Below are 15,899 nucleotides of genomic sequence, written 5' to 3' on the forward strand. Positions count from 1 at the left end.
CGGGCAATCGTTGCGCTGCGACAGCCTGAGCCGTAAAGCCCTAGCGCTTATGCTCACCGCGCTTTCTATCCGGAATATCGTGCTGATCGAGGCGCTGGACCTTGCCTTCGGGCCGGGCCTCGGCGTCCTGACCGGCGAGACGGGCGCGGGCAAGTCCATCCTGCTGGATGCCCTGGGTCTGGTGCTGGGCAATCGCGCCGATACCGCGCTGGTCCGCGCAGGGGAGGAGCAGGCGAGCGTGACCGCCAGCTTCGAGTTTGCCGACCTGCCGCAGCCGCTGCGAGAGGCCCTGAACGAAGCCGAAGTGGAGATAGAGCCGGGCGAGCCGCTGATCGTGCGCCGCCGGCTGAAGGCCGATGGCGGTTCGAAGGCTTTCGTTAACGATCAGCCGGTGGGCGTCGCTCTGCTGCGCACGCTGGCGGGTTCGCTGGTGGAACTGCACGGCCAGCACGACGATCGCGGTCTCGTGAACCCGCGCGGTCACCGCGCCCTGCTCGACCGCTACGCGGGTGCAGACGTTGCCGGCGTGACGAAGGCGTGGGAGGCCTGGCGCGAGGCGAGCGGGAAACTGGACGAGGCGCACGAGAGCATCGAGCAGGCAAAGGCCGACCAGGACCTGCTCCTGGCCCATCTTTCCGAACTGACGAACATCGAACCGCAGGAAGGCGAGGAGGAGAACCTCGCCAATACCCGCGCCGACATGCAGAAAGGCGAGAAGCTGGCGGGCGACCTGGAAGACCTGCGACAGGTCTGGGACGGATCGGATTCGCCGCTAGCATCGCTGCGCGTCGCCGCGCGCAAGCTGGATCGCATTGCCGAGGAACATCCCCTGCTGGCGGAAGCGCTTGGCGCGCTGGACAGAGCGGTGATCGAGGCGGGCGAGGCGGAGCAGAAGCTGCAGGCCGCCGCCGAGGCGATGCAGCACGATCCGCTCGAGCTGGACCGGATCGAGACGCGCCTGTTCGAACTGCGCGCCTTCGCGCGCAAGCATTCGTGCCAGGTCGACGACCTGCCGGAAGTGATGCGAACCCTGCGCGCCAGCCTAGATGCCATCGAACAGGGCGATGCCGACCTCGCCGATCTGGAAAAGGCCGAACGCGCAGCGCACGAAGTGTACCGCGCGCGGGCCGAGGCGCTGCATGCCAATCGGGTGGCGGCTGCCTCGCAACTCGACGAGGCGGTGGCTGCCGAACTCGCTCCGCTCAAGCTCGATGCCGCCCGGTTCAGGACGGCGGTGACGGAACAGCCGGAGGAAAGGTGGGGCCCGCAGGGGATGGACGCGGTGGAGTTCCTGATCGCCACCAATCCGGGTGCCGACTTCGCGCCGCTCAACAAGATCGCCTCGGGCGGGGAACTCTCGCGTTTCATCCTCGCGCTGAAGGTCGCGCTGGCGGAGCAGGGCGGGGCCGCCACGGTGATCTTCGACGAGATCGACCGCGGCGTGGGCGGCGCGGTCGCGAGTGCCATCGGCGAACGGCTGGCGCGGCTTGCCGGGGAGGGCGGTCAGTTGCTCGCCGTAACCCACAGCCCGCAGGTCGCCGCGCGCGGGCGCACGCATTACATGATCGCCAAGTCGAGCGAGGGCACGGTGACGAAAACCTCCGTCGCCTTGCTGGACGAGGGCGGTCGTCAGGAAGAAATCGCCCGGATGCTCTCGGGAGCGGAAATCACCGAGGAGGCCCGCGCGCAGGCGGACAGGTTGCTGGAAGGCGTGTGATGGACCGGGTGCCGGAAGGGGCAGTCGGATCGAGGCCGGCGCAGGCGATCAGCCTGCTGATCGGAACGCTGCTTGTCACGATCTCCGGGCTGGCCATTTTCTTGCTGATCGCGATCTATGGCTTCTTCATTTTCGCAGGGACCGTGACCCTGACCGGCTGGATCGTATTCGGAGCTTACGCCATCCCGCTGGGGCTCGGCTTTGCCAACGCCGTCGAGATTATTCGAGGTGCGGCATGGCGCGTGGTGCCATGGGTCGTATGGATGATCGTCATCCCGATTATTGCGACGGCCATCTTCTGGTTGGCGGCTCCGCCATCACCGGCCTACATTCCGGACCGGGATGAGTCGGTCGATCAAACGGTACCTGAAGGAAGGACTGCACAATGAAATTGTTCGCAGCAGCGGCTCTGCTCGGCCTTGCGGCCTGCACGGTGCAGCCTGAAGTCGCCTCCACGCCCGGTCCGCTGCCGCCGCTGGCCCAGCGTCTCGATGCGCCGCGCCTTGCCATGATCGAGCACGTGCTGGCGGGCTACTTCGCCTCCGATATCACCAATCCGCCGACCGTTTGTGCGAGCTGGCACGACGGGCGCGAGGAAGAGGCACTGCCGCCGGCTGACGAAACCGCGCTCATCGCGCGTTTCCCGCAACTGGCCCCGATGTCGCGCTGTTCGCGTACGGCCAATGGCTGGCGCGATACCGAGACGGACCAGCCCGCGCTGGTATTCACGCTGCACAACTTTACCTGTGCCAGTGAAGAAAGCTGCTCGGCCTGGGGCGGCTACCGCTCCAACGGCGCCAATTCGATGAGCTACCTCTATCGCGGAGAGTGGAACGGCGACAAATGGGAGTTTACCCGCGACCCGAGGCTCATCGCCGAGTGAAAAGTCCAGTGAGCGCAGACATTACCGAAGCAGAGGCCGCCAACGAACTGATGCGGCTGGCGAAGCAGATTGCGAAGCACAACCGGCTCTATCACGCAGAGGATGATCCGGAGATCTCCGACGCGGAATACGATGCGCTGGTCCGCCGCAACGCCGAACTCGAGGAGCAATTCCCACATCTCGTCCGCGAGGATTCTCCCAGCAGGGTGGTGGGGCACGAAATCAGCGCCTCTCCCCTCTCCAAGGTGACGCACGAGGTTCGCATGATGAGCCTCGACAACGCCTTTTCGGACGAGGAGGTGGAGGATTTCGTCGCCCGCGTGCGCCGCTTCCTGTCGCTGGACGAGGACGAGGCGGTCGACTTCACCGCCGAAGACAAGATCGACGGGCTGTCCTGCTCTCTGCGCTACGAGGAGGGCGAACTGGTGCTCGCCGCAACGCGCGGGGATGGTCAGGTGGGCGAGAACGTGACGCCCAACGTCCGCCATATCGCCGATATTCCGCAGACGCTTTCCGGCGACGATGTGCCCGACGTGTTCGAGGTGCGCGGCGAAGTTTACATGGCGAAAGAGGACTTTGCCGCGCTCAATGCTGCGCAGGAGAAAGCAGGCGGAAAGCTGTTCGCCAATCCGCGCAATGCCGCCGCCGGTTCTCTGCGCCAGAAGGATGCCGAGGTCACGGCAAGGCGGCCGCTGCGGTTCTGGGCGCACGGCTGGGGCGCTGCAAGCGAGGTGCCGGGCGACACCCAGCACGAGGTGATGCAGCGCATCGCGGAGTGGGGTCTGCCGATCTCGCCCGATCTCAAATTGTGCAAGGATGTGAAGGATATGCTGCGGCATTATCGCAGCATTTCCGAAGGCCGCGCCGCGCTGCCGTACGAGATCGACGGCGTGGTCTACAAGGTCGACCGGCTCGACTGGCAGAAGCGGCTGGGCTTTGTCGCCAAGGCTCCGCGCTGGGCCCTGGCGCACAAGTTTCCCGCCGAGCAGGCCGAGACGACGCTGGAGAGCATCGACATCCAGGTGGGCCGGACCGGCAAGCTGACGCCTGTCGGTCGCCTCACCCCGGTGCTGGTGGGCGGAGTGACGGTGACCAATGTCACCCTGCACAACCGCGACGAGATCCAGCGGCTGGGTGTACGTCCGGGCGACCGGGTGGTGATCCAGCGCGCCGGTGACGTGATCCCCCAGGTGGTGGAGAACCTCACCCGCGAAGAGGAGCGCCCCGCCTTCGAATTTCCCGATCACTGTCCGGTCTGCGCCAGCGAAGCGGTGAGCGAGGAAGGCGAGGTCGACGTGCGCTGCACCGGCGGCCTCATCTGCAAGGCGCAGCAGCTCGAAAGGCTCAAGCACTTCGTCAGCCGCGCGGCACTGGATATCGACGGCATGGGCGAGCGCACGATCGTCGAATTCATGGAGCACGGCTGGCTGGACAACGGTCCCGCCGACATCTTCCGGCTGAAGGATCGCGAGGCCGATATCCTGGCGCTTGAGGGATGGAAGGAAAAGTCGGTCGAGAACCTCCTCGCCAGCATCGAGGCGCGGCGGCAGCCCGATGCCGCGCGGCTGCTGTTCGGGCTGGGCATCCGTCACGTCGGCGCCGTGACGGCGCGCGACCTGATGAAGTATTTTCACGATCTCCCCGCATTGCGCGAGGCCGCCGAAAAGGCGCGCGCGGGTGACGAGGATGCAGCGGCATCGCTGACCAGCATCGACGGTATCGGCAGCGCCGTGGTGGAGGCGCTGGGCGATTTCTTCCACGAAGAGCACAACCGGGAAGTCTGGGACGACCTGCTCTCCGAGGTCTCGCCGCCGCGTTACGAAGTGGAAAGCGTGGACAGCCCGGTGGCCGGCAAGACCGTGGTCTTCACCGGCAAGCTGGAAACCATGAGCCGCGACGAAGCCAAGGCCCAGGCCGAACGGCTGGGGGCAAAGGCCTCCGGGTCGGTCAGCGCCAAGACGGATCTGCTGGTGGCAGGGCCCGGCGCGGGCTCCAAGCTGAAGAAGGCCGAGGAACTGGGTATCGAGGTGATCGACGAGGCGGGCTGGGCCGAAATCGTCGCGGCCGCAGGCTAGAGCGCGCTGCGCAGCGCCGCCGTCACGTCCAGGTGAGCGGGCAATTCGGTATTGGTGTGATGCCAGGCGTTGGCCACCAGCATGTCTGCCTTGATGCCGCCGCGCGAATTCATGCCGCCGAACCAGTCCCACGCGCCGAAAATGTCGACGACGTCGGTAAAGGCGGAAGGCATGCGGATCAGCGCGCTGACCGTGGCGATCCGGCCGCCGGTGGCAACGCTCGCCAGGTCGCCCGGCGCGTGCTTCTGCATCTCGTAGAGAGCTTCTGACAGCACCAGGTTGCCCTTGGAATGTCCGGTCAGCAGCCTGAAGCGGAAATCCGGATGGGAAAGCAGGGCGACGAGGGTGCGGGTATCGCGGCTCTGGCGAACGGCATCGACGAGCGTGCCTCCGGTCGACTCGGTGCCGACCATTGCCTCTCGTCCCATCTCGTCCAGCATCTCGAAGCCGTGGCGCAGCGAATTGAGCGCGCCGAACCAGAAGAAGCCGCCCATCGCCTCGGTCAGCAGGTCGGCGAGGCCATAACCCGAAACAACTCCCGCCACCGGACCACCGGTGGCATCGGCCACGTTACGGGCAAAGGCCGCCGTGCCCAGAGCGGAGCTGCCCACGCCCGCCACCGCGATCGTCTCCACTTCACGGCCGTGCGCGAGGTAATCCTCGAGAGTGGGGCACAGAACGAGCTCGCCTTCGCCGCTGGGAGGCACCACCAGTATCGCCCCTTCGCGCGCGAGATGCGGCGCGATGGACCGTGCCTCGTCCTGCGATATCTTGCCGATGTCGTAGAACAGCGCATCCAGCAGGGCATTGCGGCGGCGGAAGTTTTCGAGGAGCGCTGCACGAGCCGGATCTTTGGCGACGCTCGCATCGACCGCCATGGGCAGGAACGACCGGGCGGTTTGCGCTGCGAAAAGCGAACGGGTGGATTCGAGCATCGGTACCTCCGCGTTTCCTACGCGAGGATACCCTAGATTGTGCAGTGCAGCAATGCGCCTTCGAAGCGCCGTCTAGTCGTTCGGCATCAGATGAATTTCGCGCACGCACGATGTATCGCGCTGCTGCAGCGCGAAGATCACTGCGTCGGCGATGTCCTGGGACTGCAGCTTCGTGGGCTTGCCCTCGTCGAAGAAGGGCGTGTCCACCATGCCCGGCGTGATGACGGTGCAGCGCCCGCCCCATTCGCGCATCTCTTCCGCCAGGTTGCCGGCGAACCCCTGCACGAACCACTTGGTGGCGCTGTAGATCGAACCCTGGAAATGCTCGCGGCCCGCCTTGGAGCCCGTGACGACGAACATGCCCTTCGTCTTGCGCAGGTGCGGCAGCGTGGCGTGCGCGGTGTAGAGCACGGCCATGATGTTGAGATCGACCATGCCGCGCCATTCCTCCGGCTTGCCTTTCTCCACGCCGGGGTTGTCGACGCCCTTGCCGGCATTGGCGAAGACGGCGTCGAGCCCGCCGAATTGCTCTACCGCCTTTTCCACGGCCTTGTTCAGAGCATCGCGGTCCGTCGCGTCGCAGGGAAGGGCGAGGGCGGCGTCCCCGATTTCGTTCGCCAGCGCTTCCAGCTTGTCCTGGGAGCGGGCGATCAAGGCGACGTTCCAGCCGGCACTCGCCGCGGCGCGCGCCGTCGCTTCGCCGATACCCGTCGATGCGCCGGTGATGAGCAGTGTCTTGGTCATGGGATTCCTCTTGGCAGGATTGCGTGTTCGCAAGAGGAAGTGACGGGATGGCCGGTATGTTCCGCGCCGGCGCGGGTCAGCCGTCCGTATTCGGAGCGTCGATCTCCCCGCGGCCAAGGTCGCGCAGGTCGAAATGGGTGCGGATGTGATCGAGCACGGCAGGATAGAGCGGATTGACGAAGAGCAGCCCCGCATAGGGCTGTTCCTGCCAGCGCACGGTCGCCTCTATCGGGCCGACCGGGCCAATCCTGATCGTCACGGCCAGATCCGGCGAAAGGTAGCCCATCCTGTCGAACAGGCGGCAGCCGCGATCCGACAGGTCGACGATGGTTACTTCGCGCTTTCCGTTCCCCGTGCGCAGGGTGCCCTGAATGGAAATGTCGTGACGTTCAGCATTACGATTTGCCATCTGTCGAACCAGACCCCAGCAATTTGACGATCGACGATAACCCTATAACCACCTCGCACGGGCGACAATGGTGATGAACGTCTGTCGTAAACGCCGTGTTTACCATGGCGCAGTTCTAGGGCGTGGCCTGGGGCGTCGGAATCCATTTCATCACGCCGCCGGCGAAGGGGGTCCACATGCCCATTTCGATGCCGGCCTCTGCCAGCGCATCACCCACCCATGTGTTGCAGTTGTTGATCATGGTGTAGCTGCCTGCCGCCTCGTAGTAGGCGTCGTCGACATAGGTGCCCCTGAGGATTTCGCGCGTGTTTCCGGGCGGGACCGGCGGCAGCGGACGCTCTATCGCGGCGACCAGCCTTTCGTACTGTGCCGATGACAGGCGCACCGGGCGATGGTGCTTGCCGGGCAGGGGGCGCACGTAGTGGCTCACCCGCATCAGCGCATCGCCACCCACCGTGGCGATGCGCAGCGCCGTTTCCACCCGCAGATCTCCCCAGGTCGGCACGTGGAGGAACACTTCGCGCTCTCCCCACCCGATCGAAAGATGGGTCGGAACGCGCCCATAGGCATCGGGCATGGCGGCGCTGGGAAAGGTTTCGCGCCAGTCCTTGGCCGCGGTGAGGACAGGGACGACGATGCCGGTGTGGGTGCCGTTCGTCTCGACCATGATCTCGACCGAACGCTCGGCTTCGCGGGCATTCGCGCTCGATGCGTTCTCGGGTATCGAACTGCCGATCCAGCCAGCAAGTGGGTAGCCCAGGACAATCAGGGCCAGCACGCCGGCAAGAACCAGCGAGGCGCGCAGGAGCGGGCGCCTTATCCGGTGTAGCGGTGACGCAGCCACAGGATGCTCCACTCACCATTCAGGATGCGGCGATGCAGGCGAAAGCCCGCGCGGAGGTAGGCGGCGCGCACTCCGCTTTCCTGCCGTTCCAGCAGTCCCGCCAGCAGGATGCTCCCGCGCGGGGCGACGACGTCCGCGAAGTCGCCGGCCATGTCGATCAGGGGGCCGGCCAGGATATTGGCGATCAGCAGGTCGTAGGGTGCGCGCGCCTGCAGGGCCGGATCGTCCATGCCGTCGGCGATCAACATGGCCAGTTGTCCGCGCCCCGTACCCAGCGGGATGGAATTGAGCTGGCAATTATGGACCACCGCGGGGCCGCAGATCGGGTCTATGTCGCTGGCGGTGGCATAGGCGCCTGGCCACAGGTCGATCGCGGCAAAGGCCAGCAAACCGGTGCCGGTGCCGATGTCGGCGACACGCCGAGGGTGCAGACCCTGGGCATGCATCTGGTCGAGCATGCTCAGGCAGCCCGCTGTCGTGGCATGCTGCCCGGTGCCGAAGGCCTGCGCCGCCGGGATGACGAATTCGGTCAGCCGCTTGTCGCCCAGCGCGGCGTGATCGGGCGTGCGAACCCGGAAGCGACCGGCGAGGATGGGATCGACGCCCTTCTGGCTTTCCGCCACCCAGTCGGTATCGGGCAGCTTCTCGGCCAGGATCGGCTGGTCGGGATCGTCGAAGAGCGCGTGCAGCGCGGCGCGTTCAACGTCCGTGGGCTTGCCGTTGGTGTAGGCATCAAGCCGCCAGATCATCGGTTCCTCTGGATCGACCTCGAACCCGGCAAGCACGATGCTCTCGTCCCAGCCGATGGTCGCATCGCGCCGCTCGAGCGCGGTTTCCACCGCCTGCTTGGTGGCGACGGTGGAGAGTTTCCAGCTCACGATGCGGCCTCTTGCGCCAGCCGGGCCTCCAGCAGTTGCAGCCTGTCCGCGGCATACTGGGCACAGCCCATGCCGCTCTCCCAGTCGCCCGCCAGCAGCTTGTCGCGCATGCCGCTGGCCGAGGGGTGGGGCGTGAGCAGGATGTCGCAACCCAGCGCGGCAAGCCGGGAAAGGCCGTCGCGATAGGCCTGCACGTAGGCCGGATGGTCGGAAAACCGGTAGTCATCGCGGCTGACGGCGGAAAGGCTGTCGGCATAGACGATGGTCTTGCAGGTGCCGCCTTCGCAGCTTTCCCACTGCCATGTCAGCGCGCCCGGCGTGTGGCCTGGTGTCGCGACCGGCAGGAAATCGTGTCCGGCGATGGTCATAACTTCGCCCGGTTCCACCGCGCTGACCAGGCTGCGCGCGATCGGGCGCATCGCCTCGTGCATGCCGTACTGCGGATCGGCGGGGTCGGCTTCCCCGCTCTCGATGACTTCGAGCGCCTCCGGAGAGGTGAACACCCTGGCGCCGCTGTTCTGATGGATCCACCACAGCCCGCCGACGTGGTCGAAGTGCTCGTGGCTGGTCAGCACCGCGCGCAGGTTTTCCGGCTGGAAGCCCAGCGTGCGGATATTGCTGAGTACGACGCGGGCCCCGTCGCGCGTGCCGCTGTCGATCAGCACGTGGCCATCTGCCCCGGCCACCAGGACGGCGGAAATGCCGCAGGTGCCGACGTGGTAGGTGTCGCCATAGACGTGGAAAGGCCGGGCGCGCTTGTCCCAGTCGTCCCAGTCGGTGCAGGCCTGCGCCCATTCGGATGCGGCAGGAGCACCGGCGCGCGCGGCATCCAGCACCGAGGCACTGGCCGCGGGCACGGGCGGTTGCGGAGCCACGCATGCCGCCATCGACAGCGGCAGGATTGCCGCGAGCAAGGCTCGCCTAGCGGACAAAGCTGGCTCCATTGGCGTCGATCACGGCGCCGGTCATGCTGGGCGGTGCGTCGAGCGAACAGAACACGGCGATATCGGCGATTTCCTCCGGCTCTGCCACGCGGCCCAGCGGAATGTCGGCCAGCAGGCCGGGGCCGCCACGGCTTTCCAGGTAGTCGCCCGCCATCGAGGTGTCGGTGAAACCGGGCGTTATGGCAAAGGACAGGATGCCTTCGCCGGCATAGGCGCGCGCGATGGTCTTGTGCATGGCCACCATGCCGCCCTTCGCGGCGGCATAGTGCCAGTGGCCGGGAGAATCGCCGCGATAGGCGGCGCGGCTGGCGATATGGACGATGCGCCCGCCGCAACCGCGATCCTGCCAGTGCCGCACGGCAAAGCGGCTGAGCTGAGCGGCGGCGGTCAGGTTGATGCGCAGGGTGTCTTCCCAGCGATCCAGCCATTCGATGTCGCTGGCGTGCAGCGGGATCTGCTCGAACAGGCCGGCATTGTTCACCAGCACGTCGATCCGGCCGTCGAGGCGGTCGAGAGCTTCCTGCCACAGCATCTGCGGGGCGGGGGGATCGGCGAAGTCGGCCGCTATGGTGCGGGTGTCGATTGCACGCGTGGCATGGCCCATGACGTTGCAACCGCGTTCTGCCAGCTGATCGGCAATCGCCTGCCCGATGCCCCTGCTGCTGCCGGTGACGAGAATATTGGTCATGGCTTCCGCTCATAGCGAGCGCGCGCGCAGTGGGGAAGTCCGCGGGATTTCATCGGCATCCTGCGGGAAAACGGGCATACCTGCCCGAAGGCCCGCTTGTAACGCGCGCCACAATCGCTAGAGGGAGGGCACGCCTTGAGGCTCACACTCTCGCGACGGAACTTACCATGGCCAACCGCCCGCTATCACCGCACCTGTCAATCTGGAAATGGGGACCGCACATGGCGGTATCCATCCTCCACCGCGTCACCGGCGACGGGATGGCCCTTGTCGGGCTGGGCGTACTGCTGTGGTGGCTGGGCTCACTGGCCGCGGGGCCGGATGCCTACGAGACGTTCCTAGGCCACGCCTCCAGCTGGTATGGCATGGCGGTGCTGATCGGGCTGACCTGGGCCTTTTTCAATCACATGAGCTCTGGCCTGCGCCACTTCGTGCTGGATCTCGGCGCGGGTTACGAGATCGACTTGAATCGCACCTTCTCGGTCGTCTCCATGGCGTCGGGCGTGGTGCTGACCGTGGCCTTCTGGGCCTTCATCCTGCTTCGCTAGGACATATCGGATATGGGTAACGGAACATCGATCGGCCGCGTGCGCGGCCTTGGCTCTTCCCACGAGGGCGCGCATCACTGGCTGATGCAGCGCTTCACCGCCGTCGGCAACCTGGTGACGGTGCTGTTCCTCGGCATCTCGCTGGCGCTGATGGGCGACTATTCCCACGCCGGAGTGTCCGAATGGCTGTCCTCTCCGCTGCCCGCCTTCATGGTGGCGCTGCTGGTGATCTCCACCTTCTGGCACGCGCGGCTGGGTCTGCAAGTGTTGATCGAGGACTACGTCCACGAAGCCGGCAGCAAGTTCGCCGCCATCCTCGTGCTCAACATCGCCAGCTTTGCAGGGGCCGCGTACGGCCTCTTCAGCATCGCCAGCCTCGCCTTCTCGACAGGAGCCGCCTGATGGCCCGCAAAGAGACTTTCGAAATCGGTGGCCGCGCCTACCCGATCATCGACCACACCTATGATGTCGTGGTCGTGGGCGCCGGCGGTTCCGGCCTTCGCGCCACGATGGGTGCCGCCGAAGCCGGTCTGAAGACCGCCAATATCTCCAAGGTTTTCCCCACCCGCAGCCACACCGTGGCGGCGCAGGGCGGCATTGCCGCCTCGCTGGGTAACAACACGCCCGACCACTGGTCGTGGCACATGTACGATACCGTGAAGGGTGCCGACTGGCTGGGCGACCAGGACGCCATCGAGTACCTGGCCCGCGAAGCGCCGCAGGCGGTGTACGAGCTGGAGCACGCCGGCGTGCCGTTCAGCCGCAACGAGGACGGAACGATCTACCAGCGCCCGTTCGGCGGACACATGCAGAACATGGGCGAAGGCCCGCCGGTGCAGCGCACCTGCGCCGCGGCGGACCGTACCGGCCACGCCATGCTGCACGCGCTCTACCAGCAGAGCCTGAAGTACAGCGCCGATTTCTACATCGAATACTTCGCCATCGACCTGATCATGAAGGACGGCGTCTGCGTCGGCGTGATCGCCATGTGCCTGGACGACGGCACGATCCACCGCTTCCGCAGCCACGGCGTGGTGCTGGCGACCGGCGGCTATGGCCGTTGCTACTTCACCGCCACCAGTGCCCATACCTGCACCGGCGACGGCGGCGGCATGGTGCTGCGCGCGGGCCTTCCGCTGCAGGACATGGAATTCGTGCAGTTCCACCCCACCGGCATCTACGGCGCGGGCGTGCTGATTACCGAGGGCGCACGCGGCGAGGGCGGCTACCTGACGAACAGCGAGGGCGAGCGGTTCATGGAACGCTATGCCCCTTCGGCCAAGGACCTCGCCAGCCGCGACGTCGTCTCGCGCTCCATGGCGCTGGAAATGCGCGAAGGGCGCGGCGTCGGCCCCGATGCGGATCACATCTACCTGCACCTCGATCACATCGATCCCAAGGTGCTGGCAGAGCGCCTGCCCGGCATCACCGAAAGCGGCAAGATCTTCGCGGGCGTGGACCTGACGCGGCAGCCGCTGCCCGTCACCCCCACCGTCCACTACAACATGGGCGGCATTCCCACGAACTATCACGGCGAAGTCGTGACCATCGGGCCGGACGGCAATCCCGACACCGTGGTTCCGGGCCTGTTTGCCGCGGGCGAGGCGGGCTGCGTCTCGGTGCACGGGGCCAACCGCCTCGGCTCCAACTCGCTGATCGACCTCGTGGTGTTCGGCCGTGCGATCGGCTTCCGCCTGGCGGAGCTCATCAAGCCCGGCCAGAGCCACGACGAACTGCCCGGCGACAGCGCGGACTTCGCACTGGGCCGCCTGGATCACTTCCGCCACGCCGATGGTGGAAGCCCCACCGCCGCCGTGCGCAAGGAAATGCAGCAGACCATGCAGAAGCACGCTGCCGTGTTCCGCGACAGCGAACTGATGGCTGCCGGCGTCAAGTCGCTGGCTGAAACCAACAAGCGGATGCAGGACATCAAGGTGCACGACCGCTCGCTGATCTGGAATTCCGACCTGATCGAGACGCTGGAACTGGACAACCTGATGGCCCAGGCCGTCGTCACCATGTCCAGCGCCGAGAACCGCAAGGAAAGCCGCGGCGCCCACGCGCACGAGGACTATCCCGAGCGTGACGATGCCAACTGGATGAAGCACACCGCGGCCTGGTTCGAAGGCTGGGGCGGCAATGGCGGCGAGGTGAAGATCGACTATCGCCCGGTCCACGAATACACGCTGACCGACGATGCGACCTATATCGAGCCGAAGAAGCGCGTTTACTGATGCAGGCATGAGGCGGGCGAGTGTCGCGCTTGCGCTGATCTCGCTGGCCGCCTGCGCCACGCCCATCGAACGCATCGAGGGTGATGGTTTCTATACCAGGCAGGTGGAGGCCGCCGGTCTTGCGATCCGTTCTTCGCCGCGCGTGGAGGACGAGGCGCTGCTGGCCGCGCGCGACATGGTGCGCGGAATGCTTTCGTCCCGGCCCGACCTTGCTGCCGAGCTCGTTCGGCAGGACTTTCGCGTCGCCATCATGGCGCGGGACGAGGCACTTCTCGACCTGCCGGAGTTTGCCAGCTGGGCGAAGCCCGATCCCGATGATCCGCGCCTGACACGGTGCGAACGGCTGCATTACGCAGAGCGTATCGGCAGCTTGACCGACCGCCAGTACTGGGATGCACGAGTGCGCGGGATCGGCGGGCAGCGGACGGTCGCGGCGGAAGAGGACGTGCTGGGCCTTCGCGAAAGCCGCTATTACGGCGAGACGATCCTGGTGCACGAATTCGCCCACGCCATCCTCTACGCGATAGAGGCGGCCGATCCGGCGCTCTACGGGCAGATCGAGCAGGCCTATGCCGATGCGCAGGAGGAGGGCCGCTGGCACAACGAATACGCGATCACCACGCTGCACGAATACTGGGCGGAGGGGGCGCAGTTCTGGTTCGATTCCAACAAGCTGGTTGTCGTGAACGGGCGGCAGATCCTTGGTCATCAGGACCTGGCCGCCTACGATCCGGCGCTCTACGCGGCGCTGGCGCAGGTCTATCCCGCATCGCACCGGCTGGCATCGGATCCGTTCCATCTCCACCCGGCGCGCGTGCCCGATGGGCCCATCCCGGAAAACACCGCCGAGGAATGCTGAGCGCGCTTGCCGCTGACGGGTCGCCGCACTAGCCTCGCAGGCATGACAGAACTCTTTCGTCGCGGCTCGCTTGCCGCCTTCGCCCCCGTACTCGCCGTTTCCATTGCCACCCCCGCCGCGGCCCAGCTTTCGCCGGCCGAGCAGACCATCATCGAGACGGTCGAGGAAGGCTTCGCGCAGGACGTCGCGCTGCTGGAAGCGATTACCAACGTCAATTCCGGCACCCACAACCACGAGGGCGTGCGCGAAGTCGGGCAGATGCTGACGCCCGAATTCGAGGCGCTCGGTTTCGATGTCGAGTGGATCGCGCAGGACCACGTTGACCGGGCGGGACATCTCTTCGCCAGAATGGAAGGCGATTCGGACGCGCCCAGGATCCTGCTGATCGGCCATATCGACACCGTGTTCGAGCCGGATTCGCCATTCCAGCAATTCGTCAGGGACGGCGATACCGCCACCGGTCCCGGTGTCGTGGACGACAAGGGCGGCATCGTCGTGATCCTGTCCGCCCTGCGCGCGATGCAGGCGGCGGGAACCCTCCATGGCGCCAATATCGTCGTCGCCCTGACGGGGGACGAGGAAGACGTCGGCAACCCCATCGACCAGGCGCGCGCCGACCTGGTGGAAGCGGGGCAATGGGCCGACGTAGCGCTGGGGTTCGAAGGCCTGTCCGTCGTCGATGGCAGGGACATGGGCGTGGTGGCCCGCCGCTCCTCCAACAGCTGGACGCTAACCACGACGGGCCGCACCGGCCATTCCTCGGGCATATTCTCCGATAGCGCGGGCTACGGGGCGATCTATGAGATGGCGCGCATCCTCGATGCCTTCCGCGTGGAGCTGCCGGAGGAAAACCTCACCTACAACGTTGGCTTCATGGCCGGCGGAACGCCTGCGGAACTGGGGGAAGACAATCTTTCCGCCTCAGCTATCGGCAAGACCAACATCATCGCCGACAGCGCCGTGGCCCGCGGAGACCTGCGCACGCTGACCCAGGAGCAGACCGACCGCACCGTCGCTGCGATGGAGGCCATCGTCGAGCAGAACCTGCCCGGCACCGATGCGCAGATCGAATTCTCCTTCCGCTACCCGCCGATGTCGCCCAGCGAAGGCAACACTGCCCTGCTCACGGCCCTGAATGCGATCAACGCCGACATGGGGCTGGACGAGATGGGCGTGTTTCCGCCCGCACGTCGCGGGGCCGCCGATATCAGCTTCGTCGCGCCCTATGCGCACGGCCTGGCAGGCATGGGGCCGGACGGAACGGGCAGCCATGCCGAGGGCGAGAGCGTGGACCTGCGCAGCTTCACCCGCCAGGCCCAGCGCGCGGCGATCCTGATGAGCAGGCTGGGAGAGAACCCCAGGACACAAAGGATTGTCCTGCCGGATTGATGGCAGTCTCGTGCCGGACTACTCGGCAGCGGGTTCGTGGACCCGCGCTTCCACGATCTCCACCGGCTCTGCAAGCATCTGGCCCTTCATCCAGCCTTCGCCCTTTTCCGGGTCGGTCGGCTGGGCGTGGATGGCTTCGACCACGTCCATCCCCTCGGTCACGTAGCCGAACACGGCGTAGCCTGCGCGACGCGTGGGGTCTTCTGAATCGGGATCGGCGTCGAGCCCGGTCTGATCGCCCAGCATGATCGAGAAGTCGCCGTTGGCCGTGCCCGGCTCGCCCATCGCCATCGACAGCGCCCCGCGCGTGTGGCTGAGGCCCGTCTCGCTGGTCGGCTCGTGCTCGATGCCCGGCAGCACCCTCTCGGGATCCCACTGCGTGCCGCCCTGTATCAGGCCATTGGGTTGCTCGCCCCAGTCGAGCGGCATGGCGCGGTAGAACACCGTGCCGTCGAAACGGTCCTCTTCCACGTAGCGCAGGAAATTCGCCGCCGTGACAGGTGCGCGCTCGGTTTCCAGGGCGATGACGATGTCGCCCATGGTGGTTTCCAGCACCACGTCGGTGGTCGCGTACTCGCGCTGGGCAGGGAGCTCGCTGGCTTCCTGCGCGGCAAGGGGAGAAGCGGCGAGGGCGAGCAGGAAGGCGAATCGTTTCAGCATGCCTCCCATCCTGCAACGACGGGGTTGGCGCAGCAATGAACATGCACCTCGCGTGCGCGCGCGAGTTCACTCGATATTCAGTTCGTCGCTCT

17 protein-coding genes are annotated in these 15,899 nt (G+C 66.2%); 9 read left to right on the plus strand and 8 right to left on the minus strand.

Annotation, left to right across the window (positions count from 1 at the left end; translation table 11 throughout):
• Nucleotides 1-49: 49 nt before the first annotated feature.
• Genes recN through ligA form a run of 4 tightly spaced genes read left to right on the plus strand, consistent with a single transcriptional unit; the run spans nucleotide 50 to nucleotide 4,675 of the window.
• Entirely contained in the window at nucleotides 50-1,717 is a 1,668-nt protein-coding gene (recN, locus tag AAA989_RS13685; RefSeq protein ID WP_338244480.1) for a DNA repair protein RecN, read from the plus strand.
• Nucleotides 1,717-2,106 carry a hypothetical protein gene (locus AAA989_RS13690; RefSeq protein ID WP_338244481.1) on the plus strand — a complete coding sequence of 130 codons (390 nt, stop codon included), beginning with the start codon at nucleotides 1,717-1,719 and terminating at the stop codon, nucleotides 2,104-2,106. The genes recN and AAA989_RS13690 overlap by 1 nt, the downstream gene beginning before the upstream one ends.
• Nucleotides 2,103-2,600 carry a hypothetical protein gene (locus AAA989_RS13695; RefSeq protein ID WP_338244483.1) on the plus strand — a complete coding sequence of 166 codons (498 nt, stop codon included), beginning with the start codon at nucleotides 2,103-2,105 and terminating at the stop codon, nucleotides 2,598-2,600. The genes AAA989_RS13690 and AAA989_RS13695 overlap by 4 nt, the downstream gene beginning before the upstream one ends.
• Nucleotides 2,561-4,675: an NAD-dependent DNA ligase LigA gene (gene ligA, locus AAA989_RS13700; RefSeq protein ID WP_338244485.1), complete on the plus strand. Its 2,115-nt coding sequence runs from the start codon at nucleotides 2,561-2,563 to the stop codon at nucleotides 4,673-4,675. Before AAA989_RS13695 ends, ligA begins: the two co-directional genes overlap by 40 nt.
• On the opposite strand, the gene AAA989_RS13705 is transcribed toward ligA, so the two are convergent.
• The 7 genes from AAA989_RS13705 to AAA989_RS13735 all read right to left on the minus strand — a co-directional run bounded on the left by AAA989_RS13705 (nucleotide 4,672) and on the right by AAA989_RS13735 (nucleotide 10,117).
• The gene (locus AAA989_RS13705; RefSeq protein ID WP_338244487.1) at nucleotides 4,672-5,610 is read right to left on the minus strand and encodes a hypothetical protein; all 939 of its coding nucleotides are present in this window, start codon (nucleotides 5,608-5,610) and stop codon (nucleotides 4,672-4,674) included. The two genes, ligA and AAA989_RS13705, sit on opposite strands and share 4 nt — an antisense overlap.
• A gap of 72 nt (nucleotides 5,611-5,682) precedes the next feature.
• Nucleotides 5,683-6,354, minus strand: a complete 672-nt coding sequence (locus tag AAA989_RS13710) for an SDR family oxidoreductase (RefSeq protein WP_338244489.1) — start codon at nucleotides 6,352-6,354, stop codon at nucleotides 5,683-5,685.
• A gap of 76 nt (nucleotides 6,355-6,430) precedes the next feature.
• Entirely contained in the window at nucleotides 6,431-6,763 is a 333-nt protein-coding gene (locus tag AAA989_RS13715) for a PilZ domain-containing protein (protein WP_338244491.1), read from the minus strand.
• Nucleotides 6,764-6,878: 115 nt separating this feature from the next.
• Nucleotides 6,879-7,607, minus strand: coding sequence for a DUF2459 domain-containing protein (locus tag AAA989_RS13720; protein WP_338244493.1), 729 nt, complete (start codon nucleotides 7,605-7,607; stop codon nucleotides 6,879-6,881).
• Nucleotides 7,580-8,485: a 50S ribosomal protein L11 methyltransferase gene (locus AAA989_RS13725; RefSeq protein WP_338244495.1), complete on the minus strand. Its 906-nt coding sequence runs from the start codon at nucleotides 8,483-8,485 to the stop codon at nucleotides 7,580-7,582. The genes AAA989_RS13720 and AAA989_RS13725 overlap by 28 nt, the downstream gene beginning before the upstream one ends.
• Nucleotides 8,482-9,417: an MBL fold metallo-hydrolase gene (locus tag AAA989_RS13730; RefSeq protein WP_338244497.1), complete on the minus strand. Its 936-nt coding sequence runs from the start codon at nucleotides 9,415-9,417 to the stop codon at nucleotides 8,482-8,484. Before AAA989_RS13730 ends, AAA989_RS13725 begins: the two co-directional genes overlap by 4 nt.
• On the minus strand, nucleotides 9,407-10,117 hold the full coding sequence (locus AAA989_RS13735; RefSeq protein ID WP_338244499.1) for an SDR family NAD(P)-dependent oxidoreductase: 711 nt from the start codon (nucleotides 10,115-10,117) through the stop codon (nucleotides 9,407-9,409). Before AAA989_RS13735 ends, AAA989_RS13730 begins: the two co-directional genes overlap by 11 nt.
• A 167-nt stretch (nucleotides 10,118-10,284) precedes the next feature.
• On the opposite strand from AAA989_RS13735, the gene sdhC reads away from it, so the two are divergent.
• Genes sdhC through AAA989_RS13760 form a run of 5 tightly spaced genes read left to right on the plus strand, consistent with a single transcriptional unit; the run spans nucleotide 10,285 to nucleotide 15,147 of the window.
• Entirely contained in the window at nucleotides 10,285-10,665 is a 381-nt protein-coding gene (gene sdhC, locus AAA989_RS13740) for a succinate dehydrogenase, cytochrome b556 subunit (RefSeq protein WP_338244501.1), read from the plus strand.
• A gap of 12 nt (nucleotides 10,666-10,677) precedes the next feature.
• Nucleotides 10,678-11,067 (plus strand): succinate dehydrogenase, hydrophobic membrane anchor protein, encoded by a 390-nt coding sequence (gene sdhD, locus AAA989_RS13745; RefSeq protein WP_338244503.1) that lies wholly within the window; start codon nucleotides 10,678-10,680, stop codon nucleotides 11,065-11,067.
• Nucleotides 11,067-12,899 (plus strand): succinate dehydrogenase flavoprotein subunit, encoded by a 1,833-nt coding sequence (sdhA, locus tag AAA989_RS13750; RefSeq protein ID WP_338244505.1) that lies wholly within the window; start codon nucleotides 11,067-11,069, stop codon nucleotides 12,897-12,899. Before sdhD ends, sdhA begins: the two co-directional genes overlap by 1 nt.
• A 7-nt stretch (nucleotides 12,900-12,906) precedes the next feature.
• Nucleotides 12,907-13,758 carry a glycoside hydrolase gene (locus AAA989_RS13755; protein WP_338244507.1) on the plus strand — a complete coding sequence of 284 codons (852 nt, stop codon included), beginning with the start codon at nucleotides 12,907-12,909 and terminating at the stop codon, nucleotides 13,756-13,758.
• 42 nt (nucleotides 13,759-13,800) lie between these two features.
• Nucleotides 13,801-15,147 carry a M20/M25/M40 family metallo-hydrolase gene (locus AAA989_RS13760; RefSeq protein WP_338244509.1) on the plus strand — a complete coding sequence of 449 codons (1,347 nt, stop codon included), beginning with the start codon at nucleotides 13,801-13,803 and terminating at the stop codon, nucleotides 15,145-15,147.
• Between the two features lie 18 nt (nucleotides 15,148-15,165).
• Here the strand turns inward: AAA989_RS13760 and AAA989_RS13765 are convergent, their stop codons facing one another.
• Nucleotides 15,166-15,807 carry a peptidylprolyl isomerase gene (locus AAA989_RS13765; RefSeq protein ID WP_338244511.1) on the minus strand — a complete coding sequence of 214 codons (642 nt, stop codon included), beginning with the start codon at nucleotides 15,805-15,807 and terminating at the stop codon, nucleotides 15,166-15,168.
• Between the last annotated feature and the right edge of the window lie 92 nt (nucleotides 15,808-15,899).

Source organism: Aurantiacibacter hainanensis (genome assembly GCF_036321025.1).
In the GTDB taxonomy this organism is placed as follows: domain Bacteria; phylum Pseudomonadota; class Alphaproteobacteria; order Sphingomonadales; family Sphingomonadaceae; genus Alteraurantiacibacter; species Alteraurantiacibacter hainanensis.